Consider the following 12691-nt stretch of genomic DNA (forward strand, 5'->3'; position numbering starts at 1 on the left):
TCCTAAGATGCGAGGGTCGCTGAAAGACAGGCAGTACCAAAGCCTGCCAGACTCCTCCAACGAGCACAGAAGGAACCCAGATGTTCAAACGTGTCTTCAAGCAAGTTTCCGTCGGTGTCGCCCTGAGCGCCGCCGTGTTTGCCGTCCAGGCCGCCAACGTCACCGGCGCCGGCGCATCGTTCCCGTACCCGGTCTACGCCAAGTGGGCGTCCGACTACAAGGCTGCGACCAACAACGCGGTCAACTACCAGTCCATCGGTTCGGGCGGCGGCCAGCAGCAAATCATTGCCAAGACCGTCGACTTTGGCGCCTCGGATGATCCGATGAAGGCTGCCGACCTGGAAAAGCATGGCCTGCTGCAGTTCCCCGCCGTGATCGGCGGCACCGTGGCTGTCGTCAACGTCGACGGCATCAAGCCGGGCCAACTGAAGCTGTCGGGCAAGGTCCTGGCCGACATCTTCCTGGGCAAGATCAAGAAGTGGGACGACGCCGCCATCAAGGCGCTGAACCCCGACGTCAAGCTGCCGGCCGCCGACATCATCGTCGTGCACCGTTCGGACGGCTCGGGCACCACCTTCGGCTGGACGAACTACCTGTCCAAGGTGTCGCCGGAGTGGAAGTCGCAAGTCGGTGAAGGCAAGGCCGTCAAGTGGCCCACCGGCCAGGGCGGCAAGGGCAACGAAGGCGTCGCCGCCTACGTCGGCCAGCTGAAGAACTCGATCGGCTACGTCGAATACGCCTACGCCAAGCAGAACAAGCTGGCCTGGACCCAACTGCAGAACAAGGACGGCAAGTTCGTCCAGCCCGAGCAGAAGGCGTTTGCCGCCGCAGCCGCCAACGCTGACTGGAAGAGCGCGCCGGGCATGGGCGTGGTCCTGACCGACGAGCCGGGCGCCGATTCGTGGCCCGTCACCGCCGCCACCTTCATCCTGATCCACAAGTCGCAAGACAAGCCGGTTCAGGGCAAGGCTGTGCTGGACTTCTTCGACTGGGCGTTCAAGAACGGCGCCAAGTCGGCTGAAGCCATGGACTACGTGCCGCTGCCGGAAGCCGTGACCAAGGAAATCCGCGCCGCCTGGGGCGAAGTGAAGTCCGCGGACGGCAAGGCTGTCTGGAAGTAAAGCAGTAACGCGCGGCCCCGACGCCCCTGAGGCGGGCGGGGCCGCCGCCTGTCAGCAAGCCGAACTACCTGCTGTTCCTCCCCCCCAGGTTTCCTAAGGAAAGTCCATCCATGAGCGCGGTAATGGATAATAGTGTGCCGCTTCCGCCCAGCGTGGCGGATTCCGTGACTACCGGCACGCCTTCGCCTATGAAGCAAACAAAAAACGCGCTGATGGATGCGCTGTTCAAGAATCTGACCCGCCTGTTCGCCTTCCTGGTGTTCATCCTGCTGGCGGCGATCCTGATTTCCCTGATCTACGGCAGCCGCGAGTCGCTGGCCAAGTATGGCCTGTCGTTCCTGTGGCTCAATGACTGGGATCCGGTCAACTCCAACTACGGCGCCGTCGTGCCGATCATCGGCACGCTGCTCACTTCCGCGATCGCGCTGATCATCGCCGTGCCGGTGTCCTTCGGCATCGCCATCTTCCTGACCGAACTCTCGCCGACCTGGCTGCGCCGTCCGCTGGGCACCGCCATCGAAATGCTGGCGGCCATCCCGTCCATCATCTATGGCATGTGGGGCCTGTTCGTCTTCGTGCCCGTGTTCCAGCAGTACGTGCAGCCCTTCCTGATCGCCACGCTCGGCAGCTTGCCCGTTATTGGGGGACTGTTCGCCGGCCCGCCTTTCGGCATCGGCATCTTCACGGCTGGCCTGATCCTGTCGATCATGATCATCCCGTTCATCGCGGCCGTCATGCGCGACGTGTTCGAACTGGTGCCCGCGATGCTCAAGGAATCGGCCTATGGCCTGGGCAGCACGACCTGGGAAGTGATGTGGCGCGTGGTGCTGCCCTTCACCAAGTCGGGCGTCATCGGCGGCATCATGCTCGGCCTGGGCCGGGCCCTCGGTGAGACCATGGCCGTCACGTTCGTCATCGGCAACGCGTTCAAGTGGTCGGGCTCGCTGTTCTCGCCGGGCAACTCCATCGCCTCGGCGCTCGCCAACGAATTCAACGAGGCGGGCGGCATTCAAAAGGCCGCGTTGCTGGAACTGGGCCTGATTCTGTTCCTCATCACGACCATCGTGCTGGCCCTGGCCAAGGCGTTGCTGGTTCGCCTGTCCGCGGGTGAAGGCAAGAAAACCTGACACGCCCGGAGCACAAGGAAAAAAACATGGCTGAATCCGTACTCAACATGCAGAACGGCATCTATCGCCGGCGCCGCGTCGTCAACCGCGTCATGCTCGCCGTGTCGATGACGACGCTGGTGTTCGGGCTGTTCTGGCTGTTCTGGATCATCATGACGCTGCTGTTGAAGGGAGCGCCCGCGCTGTCCTACACGCTCTTCACCGAGATCACGCCGCCGCCGGGCCAATCGGGCGGCCTGCTCAACGCGATCCTGGGCAGCGTGATGATGGCGGGCGTGGGCACGCTGATCGGCACGCCGGTCGGCATCCTGGCCGGCACCTACCTGGCCGAATACGGCCAGCGCGGCTGGCTGGCGCCCGCCACGCGGTTCCTGAACGACGTGCTGCTGTCGGCGCCGTCCATCATCATCGGCCTCTTCATCTACGCCGTGTACGTGGCGCAGGTCGGGCATTACTCGGGTTGGGCCGGCGCCGTCGCGTTGTCCATCCTGGTGATTCCCGTCGTGGTCCGCACCACCGACAACATGCTGCTGCTGGTGCCCAACAGCCTGCGCGAAGCCACCGCCGCGCTCGGTTGCCCGAAGTGGCGCATGATCACCATGGTGTGCTATCGCGCCGCCAAGTCCGGCATCATCACCGGCGTGCTGCTCGCCATCGCCCGCATCTCCGGCGAAACCGCGCCGCTCTTGTTCACCGCGCTGTCCAACCAGTTCATGTCGCTGAACATGAACGGCCCGATGGCCAACCTGCCGGTCGTCATCTACCAATACGCCGCCAGCCCCTTCAAGGACTGGAACAACCTGGCCTGGGCCGGCGCCACGCTGATCACGCTGCTGGTGCTGGGCATCAACATCATCGCCCGCAACATGTTCCGCAAGTAAAGATCGCTTTGCCGGCGCGCTGGTCGCGCCGCAGCCTAGGGAAACCCAATGGAAAACACCGCTACCGCAGTCAAGAACAAGCTCGAGGTCAAGGACCTGAACTTCTACTACGGCAAGTTCCACGCGATTCGCAACGTGAACATGTCGATCCAGGAGAAGAAGGTCACCGCCTTCATCGGTCCGTCGGGCTGCGGCAAATCGACGCTGCTGCGCACCTTCAACCGCATGTTCGAGCTGTACCCCGGCCAGCGTGCCGAGGGCGAGATCCTCCTGGACGGCGAAAACCTGCTGACGGCCAAAACCGACATCTCGCTGATCCGCGCCAAGATCGGCATGGTCTTCCAGAAGCCCACGCCGTTCCCCATGAGCATCTACGACAACATCGCCTTCGGCGTGCGCCTGTTCGAACGCCTTTCCAAGGGCGAAATGGACGAGCGCGTGGAGTGGGCGCTGAGCAAGGCCGCGCTGTGGAACGAGGTCAAGGACAAGCTGCACCAGAGCGGCAACAGCCTGTCCGGCGGCCAGCAGCAGCGCCTGTGCATCGCGCGCGGCGTCGCCATCAAGCCGGAAGTCCTGCTCCTGGACGAACCGTGCTCGGCGCTGGATCCCATTTCCACCGCCAAGATCGAAGAGCTGATCGCCGAGCTGAAGAACGACTACACCGTCGTGATCGTGACGCACAACATGCAGCAGGCCGCGCGGTGTTCGGATTACACGGCCTACATGTACCTGGGCGAGCTCATGGAATTCGGCCAGACCGACCAGATCTTCGTGAAGCCCTCGCGCAAGGAAACGGAAGACTACATCACGGGCCGCTTCGGCTGATCCGTCGCCTTTGTGTATTGAGCCCGTTTTGGCGGGGCATTGTTACGGCGCTAAAAGCCGGCGCGCGTCCGTAAAAGAGCGGTTTCTGTTATAGTTGCCACCCTTCGGGGCGTAGCGCAGCCTGGTAGCGCATCTGCTTTGGGAGCAGAGGGTCGTGAGTTCGAATCCCACCGCCCCGACCAAAAAAATGAAAGGGTTAGCTTACTTCTGGTGAGCTAACCCTTTTTCATTGCGGGGCGGATGGAGCAACACTGCGGAGGCAACCCGTGGGACTGCCCATGCCACTCCCTTTGTTGCGCTACGCCAGCGCCGCCTGCATCTTCTTCAAATCGCTTTCCAGCTGGATGCGCATGACTTTCAGCAGTTCGCGGGCGTTGCCCGACAGCGGCATGCCCGAGCGGAACACCAGCAGGCTGGTGAAGCTGACGTCCAACGACAGGCGTTTTATCGTGAGCCCGCGCGACAGATAGTCCAGCGCCATGATGGGGTGCACCATGCCGATCCCCGCGCCATTGAGCGCAAACTCGCAGACCGAGTTGGAATAGGGGGTTTCAAGCATGGGCCGCAGATTCAACCCAACCGTCTGCATCGCGGCTTCCAGGCGGCGCCGGCTGGCGTCTTCAGGATTGAGCGCAATGAAGGGATGGTCGACCAGGTCGCTGGCGTCGATCACCTTCTTGCGGGCGAGCGGATGGTGATGGTGCATCGCGATCACACCCGGCGTTCGCAGGAATTCCGAGTGTTCGAGGCCCCGCACCGACAGCTCGTCGGCCATCAACCCGAAGTCGAGCTGGCCCGCTGCGACCTGGCGCAGCACCTCGCGCGAACTCATGATCTGAAATGACATCTGCAGGCGGCGGTCGGCCAGGCCGAAGGCGGCAATGGCGCGCGGCATGAAGCCGGTGCCCAAGGCGGGCAGCGAGCCGATCGCCAGCCGGCCCACGCCAAACGATTTGAGGCTGCGGATGCGGTGCTCGATGAGCTCGAAACCTGCGAAGCAGCGATCCACTTCTTCCATCAACGCGCCGGCCTCGGGCGTGGGGACCAGCCGGCCGCGCACCCGTTCAAACAGGCGTAGCCCGGAGGTGTCTTCGAGTTTGCGGATCGACTGGCTGATGGCGGGTTGTGACACCCCCAGCAGGTTGGCGGCCTTGCTGGTCGTGCCGGCCTGCATGACGGCGCGGAAAACCTGGATCTCACGCATATCCATATATAAGTCCTGCTTATTGACTAAGTCAGTTCAATTGTTGAGGGAATTGGTCTGAACGTCCAGACTGCACGGCATCGAGACCTTTCTCACGCGCCGAAATTAGTCTAAATGAACAACACCAGCCCCTCGAATACCGATTTCGCCAGCCTGTCGCCGGCCGTCCAACGTGCTTCCACGGTGGTGTTCGGCTCACTTGCCGACTTCGTCAACCGCAAGCAGCGCCAGCCCGACGGCTACAGCTACGGCATTACCGGCACGCCGACGGCGCGCCTTTTGGAGCAACGCATCGCGGCGCTCGAAGGCGCCCGCCATTGCGTGATCACTCCCTCTGGCGCCTCGGCGCTGATGACCGTCGTGATGGGCTTCGTGCGCGGCGGCGATCACCTGCTGGTGTCGGCGGCCTGCTATGGCGCGCTCAAGACCTTTGCCGAGAAGTGGCTGGCCCACATGGGCGTGGAGGTCGAGATCTACCGGCCCGCCATCGGCGCGGAGATCGAGGCGCTGATCCGGCCCACCACGCGCATGATCTGCATGGAAGCGCCCGGCACCGTCACGATGGAAATGGCCGACATTCCGGCGATTGCCGAGGTGGCGCGCCGCCATGGCGTGCTGACGATGATGGACAACACCTGGGCCAGCCCGCTGGGGTTCCAGCCCTTGGCGCATGGCGTGGATTTCAGTGTGGAAGCCGCCACCAAGTTCTTCAGCGGCCATTCCGATGTGCTCATGGGCAGCGTCAGCCTCAATGATGCCGGCCACTACGCAGTCCTGCGGGAAACGCAGAGCATCCTGGGCCAGCAGGTCAGCCCGGAAGATTGCTTTCTGGTGCTGCGCGGCCTGGAAACCCTGGATCTGCGCGTCCGCGCGCAAAGCGCTGCCACGCTGGAGATCGCGCAGTGGCTGCAGGCGCAACCGCAGGTGGAGCGGCTGCTGTATCCGCCGCTTGAAGGCGATGACGGCCATGCCCTGTGGCGGCGCGATTTCCGCACCAACGGCTGCCTGTTCTCCTTGATCCTGAAGCCGGCGCCGGAGCAGGCATTCAACGGTTTCTTTGACACGCTGGAACACTTCTCCATCGGCGCGAGCTGGGGCGGGGTGCACAGCCTGGCCGCGTACTACCCCGCGCCTTTGCAGGCCGGTCGCGTGCATCCGGCCACGGACCAGCCGGTGGTGCGCCTGTCGATCGGACTTGAGGGCGTCGAGATCCTGAAAGAAGACCTGCGCAGGGCGCTGGACGCCTACGCCCGCCAGGCACGCTGATATCCATCCTGGGGCCAGCCGCCGACAAGAGCGCCATGGCCCGCCAACACATTGCAAGGGGAATTGCCATGTACCGTATCCATACCGTTACGCGCGCGCTCATCCTGGGCGCCGCCGCCATTCTGCCCGCCTTTGCAGGCGCGCAGACTACCGCACCGGCCAGCCCGGCTACACCGGCGGTTTCCGCGTCCAGCAACAGCCCGACCGTGGACCAGATCCGTGCCCGCGGCTATGTGATCTGCGGATCCGGCCACGGCACCACCGGCTTTTCCGCGCCCGACAAAGACGGCAACTGGAAGGGGCTGGACGTGGAAACCTGCCGCGCCATCGCGATTGCCGTGCTGGGTGACGGCGCCAAGGTGCGCTTCGTTCCGTTGACCGGTCAGCAGCGTCTGACCGCGCTGCAGACCGGGCAGATCGACGTGCTGCCGCGCACCACGTCCTGGACCCTGCGGCGCGATGCCAACGGCATCAACTTCACCTATCCCAATTACTACGAGTACGACGCCTTCATGGTGCGCAAGGATCTGGGTATCACCCAGACCAAGGACATGCAGGGCGCCACCATCTGCGTGCAGACCGGATCGACCAACGAAGTGACGGTGGCCGACCTGTCGCGCAAGTTCAAACTGGGCTTGAAGACGGTCTTGTTCGACAACGTGGCCGCATCGCGCCAGGCCTTCTTCACGGGGCGCTGCGACGGCCTGATCACGGACTCGTCGGCGCTGGCGGCGGTGCGCGCCACGCAGGCGCAGAACCCGGACGACTACATCATCTTTCCGGCCAGCGGCAACAGCGAAGCCCTGACTCCCGCGGTGCGCCATGGCGATGACCGCTGGTTCGACATCGTCAAATTCGTGGTCCAGGTGCCGATCGCGGCCGAAGACATGGGCATCACGCAGGCCAATGTGGACGCCATGCTCAAGTCGGACGATCCGCGCATCGCGCGCTTTTTGGGCGTCGAGCCGGGCAACGGCAAGGCGTTGGGCCTGGACGAGCGCTGGGCCTACAACATCGTCAAGGCGCAGGGCAACTACGGCGAGATGTTCGAACGCAATGTCGGCAAGAACAGCCCTTTGAAGCTTGAGCGCGGCTTGAACCGGCTGTATCGCGACGGCGGCCTGATGTACCCCTACGTCTTCAACTGACCCGCAAGCCGGGCGGGGCTGATTCATGTTCAAGCGACTTTGGTACGACGCGCGGGCGCGATCCGTGCTGGCGCAGGGGCTCATTGCCTGCGTTTTCTTCGGCACGCTGTCCTGGCTGGTGTGGAACGCGCACGACAACCTGACCCAGCGCGGCATCACCACCGGCTTTGGCTATCTGGGGGACGCCGCGCGCTTCCCGGTGTCGGAAAGCTTGCTGGCCTACCGGCCTACCGACAGCTATGCGCGCGCGTTCGCCGTCGGACTGGTCAACACGCTGTATATCTCGGCGCTGGTGATCGTGGCCTCGACGGTGCTGGGATTCCTGCTGGCGCTGGCGCGCCGCAGCCGGCATCCGCTGGTGCATGGCATCGCCACGCTCTATCTGGAAATCACGCGCAATACCCCGTTGGTGGTGCAACTGCTGTTCTGGTATAGCCTGGTCACCATCAATCTGCCCTCGCCCAGGCAGGCGCTCAACCCCTTGCCGGGCGTATTCCTGTCGATTCGCGGCCTGTTTTTTCCCAGCGTGCAGTCGCAGGGCGATTGGCTGCCGTTGGCGGGCGTGCTGGTGGCGGCGCTGTTGGCGTGGTGGGGCCTGCGCCCGCTGCGCAGGCATCGTCCCTCCCTGCCGCTGGGCCGCATCCTGATCGCCGTGACGGCGTTGGCGGGCGTCGCGGCCTGGCAGTGGGGCGGCCTGACATTAAGCACCACCGCGCCGCAACTGCGCGGACTGAATTTCGTCGGCGGCACTGCGCTCACGCCTGAATTCACCGCGCTGCTGGTGGGCCTGACGCTGTACTCGGCGGCGTTCTCGGGCGAGATCATCCGTGGCGGAATCGAGGCCGTTGCGCAAGGGCAATGGGAGGCGGCGCAGTCGCTTGGCCTGCGGCCCTGGACCACGCTGCGCCATGTGATCGTGCCGCAATCGCTGCGCGTGATCGTGCCGCCCATGACCAGCCAGTACCTGTCGATCGTGAAGAACACCACGCTGGCGCTCGCGGTGGGGTATCCGGACCTGTCGTTCGTGATCACCACCACCATCAACCAGACCGGGCAGGCCATCGAAGGCTTGGCGATCCTGATGGGCGTGTATCTGTGCATCAGCCTGAGCGTGTCGCTGTTCATGAACCTCTACAACCGGCGCATCCTGCGGACCGAACGCAAATGAATACGACCGTGATCTCTACAGACATGCCTTCCCGGCCGGCGCCGGTGGATCGCCGGGCGGGCGTGGCCCAGCGCCTGTTCGGCAGCGTTTCCAGCAGTATCGCCACCGTGGTGGCACTTGGGTTGGCGCTCTATGCCCTGGGGCGGTTCATTGACTGGTCGCTGTTGAACGCCGTCTGGCCGGGCGAACCCGGCGCCATGTGCCGGCAGGCCAGCGGAGCCTGCTGGGCGTTCCTGGCCGAAAAGCTGAATCAGATTTTGTTCGGCATTTATCCGCGCGGCGAGCAATGGCGGCCGGCCGTGGTGTGCGTGGTGATTCTGGCGATGGTCGTCGTGTCGCTCGACCCGCGCCAATGGCGGCTGCGCACGGTCTGGTTGTGGCTGGCGGGCATGGCCGGCTCGCTGGCGCTGATGCAGGGCGGCTGGGCGGGCCTGACCCCAGTGCCCACCGCATCGTGGGGCGGCCTGCCCGTGACGCTGCTGCTGGCGGTATGCGCGCTGGGGGTGGGCATGCCGCTGGGCATCCTGCTGGCGCTGGCCCGGCGCGGGTCGCTGCCGATGGCGCGCTTCATCGCCACGTGCGTCATCGAGCTGATCCGCGGCCTGCCGTTGATCAGTCTGTTGTTCATGGCATCCATCGTGCTGCCCATCATGCTTCCGGCCGGCATGACCATCGACAGCCTGCTGCGCGCCGGCATCGCGCTTACGGTTTTTTCGGCCGCTTACCTGGCCGAGGTGATCCGTGGCGGCCTGCAGTCGCTGCCGGCGGGGCAGATGGAAGCCTCGCGCGCGCTGGGCCTGTCGTGGTGGCAGATGACGCGGCTGGTGGTGCTGCCGCAGGCCGTGCGCAAGGTGATCGCACCACTCACCAATACCGCCATCGTGATGATCAAGAACACCAGCCTGGTGCTGATCGTCGGGCTGTTCGACCTGCTCAGTTCGGGGCGCGCCGCCTTGACGGATCCGGCCTGGCCCACGCCCTATGTCGAGACCTATCTCTTCATTGCCAGCATCTATTTCTGCATCTGCTTCGGCCTGTCGCGCTATTCGATGTGGCTGGAGCGGCGCTTCAAAAAAGGGGAACTCCGTTGAACCAGCAACAAGGCGGCGAGGCCGCGCCCATGGCCGTCAGCATATCCGGCATGAGCAAATGGTATGGCGATTTTCAGGTGCTGCATGACATAGACCTGCAGGTGGCGGTTGGTGAGCGTCTGGTGATCTGCGGGCCTTCGGGGTCGGGCAAGTCCACGATGATCCGCTGCATCAATCGGCTGGAACGCCATCAGGAAGGCCGCATCGTGGTCAACGGGGTGGAGCTGGCCGACGACCTGCGCGCCATCGACGAAGTGCGCGCGGATGCGGGGATGGTGTTCCAGCACTTCAATCTGTTTCCGCACCTGACCGTGCTGGAAAATTGCATCCTGGCGCCCATGCACGTCAAGCGCATGGCGCGCCCGCAGGCCGCCGAACTGGCGCTGCAGTACCTGGCGCGGGTACGCATCCTGGACCAGGCGGACAAGTATCCGGGCCAGTTGTCCGGCGGGCAACAACAGCGCGCGGCCATCGCGCGCTCGTTGTGCATGCAGCCGCGCATCATGCTGTTCGACGAGCCCACGTCCGCCCTGGACCCGGAAATGGTCAAGGAGGTGCTCGACACCATGACCTCGTTGGCCGACGATGGCATGACCATGCTGTGCGTGACGCACGAGATGGGCTTTGCACGCAGCGTGGCAGACCGGGTCGTCTTCATGGACGGCGGCCGTATCCTGGAATCGGCCGCGCCGGACGCCTTCTTCGACCGCCCTAGGCACGAACGCACACGCGCGTTTCTTGAGCGCATCCTGCATTGAGCGCAGGGCAGGCCAGGCGCGATGCATCTACGTCGGCAGGCGGCACACATCATCCCGGCCTTTCGCGATGGCTGTTAGCGCCACCCGATCGACGATTTTCAACTGCCTGCCCTGTACATCGATGATGTCTTCGCGCTTGAGGATGTTAATCAGCCGGCTGACGGTGGCCAGCGTCATTCCCAGCATGCTGGCGATATCGCTGTACGTCATGCGTAGTGAGAAGCTGTCGGGCGCATATCCGAGGGCGGCGTGCCGCTCCGCAAGGTCCAGCACAAACGACGCGATCCGTGGCCCGGAGCGCTGCCTTGTCTGGGCCAGGAGCTTCTGAAGCCGTATCAGTTCGCCGCTCATGAATCCCCGGATCTGAGACTGGATTTGCGGGAATTGCGGCGTCAGGGCGTCCAGGGTGTCCAGGCGTATCACGCAGACTTCGCTGGATTCCAGCGCTGTCGCCGTCATGCCGTGGCGGCGCTCAAACAGGCCGGAGAAACCCAAAAGATCCCCGGGAAGGTGGACAGCCGCCACCTGGCCAGGCTTGCATGGGTCTGCCCAGTGCGTCTTGAGCGAACCGGCGCGAACGGCAAAGACCGCATGGTGCGAGTCGTGCTGGCTGAAAAGCACTTCGCCTTTCTTGAGCCGTACTCGAGTATCGATGCAGTCGCTCAGGCTGGCGACCTCGGGATCGTTCAGACGGCGCGGCAGGCAGCAGCCGCGCAACCGGCAGTCGGTGCAGCTGACGCTGGGTTTAAAGGGCAGGGATGCCGCAGGCTGCACGGAAGCAAAGAAAGTCATCGTCATGTTCGTTTGCTCGATATGAATGGGAGGACGGCGATGCGGAATGAGTCGCGCGCCGTCGAGCCTCGCGGCCGGTTGCCCAGGAAAGCAACGCGTCGCGAAGATCGTCTACGTCAGTGAAAGAGGGGGAAGGCGGGTCCGATCAGGCCCGGATCAGCGGGGCTGGATCCGGGCACGAGCCGGTAGGCGTGGCCGCCAGAACCTCGGCATCGACGGGCACCGTGGCATGCGCTGAATCAGCGCGTCGCACGGGCGGCGATCAGCCGAGCAAGGAGGGAGGGGCGCGGGATCCAAGCGGCGGACCCTGCGCGGGCAAAGGAGGAAGCGCGCGCGAGACGTCGAAGGGAATCGACGGCGCGGCATGCACGGGCAGTGCAACCGGTGGCGCTGTCGCGGGCGGGGCCGCCGCCACATGCGTCAGCAGGCCGAAGGGGCACTCCATCCCGAGGGCTGCCTGGTTGCCATGGTGCGAGGCATCCGAGCCGTCGTCCGTGAGCGAGAGGGAAATCTTCGAGACCGTGCCCGCTGCCGTACAGAACGTCAGCTCGACACGGCCCTTTTCCAGCGCGCGGGCGTCCGGCATATAGCCCGCCGGCACCAGGCCGCGCACCGTGATTGCCAGCAACAGCATCCACAGCACCGCACGGGCGTGCCGGAAAGTCAGCGCGAAGGTGGGGCCCCACGGGGCGTGTGCAGCCAAATGTCGCGGGCATTCGCGCGCAGACTGGGCGTTACACGTATGTCGATCCGGGGCGCGGCCAACGCCGCCGCGCGTGAGACGTAGGGGGGCGCTCCTGTGAGCTCCCGTCATCGCTGCTCTATGACCGTCAGCGGCAGCCATTCAGATGCTGCCTTTTCTGCGCTGATCCGGATCCAGCCGTTGTGCCTGCGATATGCCGTCACTTGGCTCCCCGCACCGACAACGCGGATGACCGGAGCACTGTGCTCCGGCCATTCAAATACCGCAGCATCCACGCGAACGCGGAGCGTTGCTGCGGACGCCGCTCCCGCGGCAGGCGCGAGGGTCGAACTTGGCACATCTGGTCTTATCTGGCTGAGGCCGGTACTTGACGGTGAGGAAGGTCCCACAGTTTGCGGAATAGTGGCAGAACGCGGAGCGGTCGGACGTGATGTCCCCGTTCCCACCCGGCAGACCTTGCTCCAAGAAATGCATGAACCACCGCATGGTTGTCCCTTGGTGCAGTTTCGGGCGTGCGCATTCGTTAACGCCATTATGCTCAACAGCACCAAACCGATCAGTGCCTGCAATTTGTTTGCTTTCATCTGCATGGCTCCGTCGTAGAAAA

At 64.2% G+C, this 12691-nt stretch carries 12 protein-coding genes and 1 tRNA gene; 10 read left to right on the forward strand and 3 right to left on the reverse strand.

From position 1 onward, the window contains the following. The first annotated feature begins 80 nt into the window (after positions 1 to 80). From pstS to ACZ50Q_RS07390, 5 genes are all read left to right on the forward strand, one after another. Positions 81 to 1121, forward strand: coding sequence for a phosphate ABC transporter substrate-binding protein PstS (pstS, locus tag ACZ50Q_RS07370; RefSeq protein ID WP_092578856.1), 1041 nt, complete (start codon positions 81 to 83; stop codon positions 1119 to 1121). Between the two features lie 110 nt (positions 1122 to 1231). Then, positions 1232 to 2248: a phosphate ABC transporter permease subunit PstC gene (gene pstC / locus ACZ50Q_RS07375; RefSeq protein ID WP_063953135.1), complete on the forward strand. Its 1017-nt coding sequence runs from the start codon at positions 1232 to 1234 to the stop codon at positions 2246 to 2248. 26 nt (positions 2249 to 2274) lie between these two features. Beyond that, the gene (gene pstA / locus ACZ50Q_RS07380; RefSeq protein WP_076515827.1) at positions 2275 to 3129 is read left to right on the forward strand and encodes a phosphate ABC transporter permease PstA; all 855 of its coding nucleotides are present in this window, start codon (positions 2275 to 2277) and stop codon (positions 3127 to 3129) included. 48 nt (positions 3130 to 3177) lie between these two features. After that, on the forward strand, positions 3178 to 3954 hold the full coding sequence (gene pstB / locus ACZ50Q_RS07385; RefSeq protein WP_056570717.1) for a phosphate ABC transporter ATP-binding protein PstB: 777 nt from the start codon (positions 3178 to 3180) through the stop codon (positions 3952 to 3954). Between the two features lie 105 nt (positions 3955 to 4059). Further along, a tRNA-Pro gene (locus ACZ50Q_RS07390) sits at positions 4060 to 4136 on the forward strand. 116 nt (positions 4137 to 4252) lie between these two features. On the opposite strand, the gene ACZ50Q_RS07395 is transcribed toward ACZ50Q_RS07390, so the two are convergent. Then, a complete protein-coding gene (locus ACZ50Q_RS07395) occupies positions 4253 to 5164 on the reverse strand; it encodes a LysR substrate-binding domain-containing protein (protein ID WP_076515654.1) in 912 nt (303 codons plus the stop codon). Between the two features lie 108 nt (positions 5165 to 5272). Between ACZ50Q_RS07395 and metC the strand changes: the two genes are divergently transcribed. From metC to ACZ50Q_RS07420, 5 genes are all read left to right on the forward strand, one after another. Next, complete coding sequence (gene metC / locus ACZ50Q_RS07400) at positions 5273 to 6424, forward strand: cystathionine beta-lyase (RefSeq protein ID WP_464081018.1); 1152 nt, start codon at positions 5273 to 5275, stop codon at positions 6422 to 6424. A gap of 68 nt (positions 6425 to 6492) precedes the next feature. Next, positions 6493 to 7572 (forward strand): amino acid ABC transporter substrate-binding protein, encoded by a 1080-nt coding sequence (locus tag ACZ50Q_RS07405; RefSeq protein WP_464081019.1) that lies wholly within the window; start codon positions 6493 to 6495, stop codon positions 7570 to 7572. 25 nt (positions 7573 to 7597) lie between these two features. Further along, positions 7598 to 8740 (forward strand): amino acid ABC transporter permease, encoded by a 1143-nt coding sequence (locus tag ACZ50Q_RS07410; protein WP_464081020.1) that lies wholly within the window; start codon positions 7598 to 7600, stop codon positions 8738 to 8740. Beyond that, entirely contained in the window at positions 8737 to 9831 is a 1095-nt protein-coding gene (locus ACZ50Q_RS07415) for an amino acid ABC transporter permease (protein WP_464081021.1), read from the forward strand. Before ACZ50Q_RS07410 ends, ACZ50Q_RS07415 begins: the two co-directional genes overlap by 4 nt. A gap of 29 nt (positions 9832 to 9860) precedes the next feature. Further along, positions 9861 to 10589 (forward strand): amino acid ABC transporter ATP-binding protein, encoded by a 729-nt coding sequence (locus tag ACZ50Q_RS07420; protein ID WP_076521742.1) that lies wholly within the window; start codon positions 9861 to 9863, stop codon positions 10587 to 10589. A gap of 27 nt (positions 10590 to 10616) precedes the next feature. Here the strand turns inward: ACZ50Q_RS07420 and ACZ50Q_RS07425 are convergent, their stop codons facing one another. Then, on the reverse strand, positions 10617 to 11387 hold the full coding sequence (locus ACZ50Q_RS07425; RefSeq protein WP_464081022.1) for a helix-turn-helix domain-containing protein: 771 nt from the start codon (positions 11385 to 11387) through the stop codon (positions 10617 to 10619). 256 nt (positions 11388 to 11643) lie between these two features. Continuing rightward, on the reverse strand, positions 11644 to 12015 hold the full coding sequence (locus ACZ50Q_RS07430; RefSeq protein WP_464081023.1) for a DUF2946 family protein: 372 nt from the start codon (positions 12013 to 12015) through the stop codon (positions 11644 to 11646). Between the last annotated feature and the right edge of the window lie 676 nt (positions 12016 to 12691).

It is taken from the genome of Achromobacter sp. T5-5, from assembly GCF_055397965.1.

Bases quoted from the DNA above. Each gene is read 5' to 3' on its own strand.
- pstS (WP_092578856.1), top strand. From the start codon at position 81: ATGTTCAAACGTGTCTTCAAGCAAGTTTCCGTCGGTGTCGCCCTGAGC.
- pstC (WP_063953135.1), top strand. From the start codon at position 1,232: ATGAGCGCGGTAATGGATAATAGTGTGCCGCTTCCGCCCAGCGTGGCG.
- pstA (WP_076515827.1), top strand. From the start codon at position 2,275: ATGGCTGAATCCGTACTCAACATGCAGAACGGCATCTATCGCCGGCGC.
- pstB (WP_056570717.1), top strand. From the start codon at position 3,178: ATGGAAAACACCGCTACCGCAGTCAAGAACAAGCTCGAGGTCAAGGAC.
- ACZ50Q_RS07395 (WP_076515654.1), bottom strand. From the start codon at position 5,164: ATGGATATGCGTGAGATCCAGGTTTTCCGCGCCGTCATGCAGGCCGGC.
- metC (WP_464081018.1), top strand. From the start codon at position 5,273: ATGAACAACACCAGCCCCTCGAATACCGATTTCGCCAGCCTGTCGCCG.
- ACZ50Q_RS07405 (WP_464081019.1), top strand. From the start codon at position 6,493: ATGTACCGTATCCATACCGTTACGCGCGCGCTCATCCTGGGCGCCGCC.
- ACZ50Q_RS07410 (WP_464081020.1), top strand. From the start codon at position 7,598: ATGTTCAAGCGACTTTGGTACGACGCGCGGGCGCGATCCGTGCTGGCG.
- ACZ50Q_RS07415 (WP_464081021.1), top strand. From the start codon at position 8,737: ATGAATACGACCGTGATCTCTACAGACATGCCTTCCCGGCCGGCGCCG.
- ACZ50Q_RS07420 (WP_076521742.1), top strand. From the start codon at position 9,861: ATGGCCGTCAGCATATCCGGCATGAGCAAATGGTATGGCGATTTTCAG.
- ACZ50Q_RS07425 (WP_464081022.1), bottom strand. From the start codon at position 11,387: ATGACGATGACTTTCTTTGCTTCCGTGCAGCCTGCGGCATCCCTGCCC.
- ACZ50Q_RS07430 (WP_464081023.1), bottom strand. From the start codon at position 12,015: ATGCTGTTGCTGGCAATCACGGTGCGCGGCCTGGTGCCGGCGGGCTAT.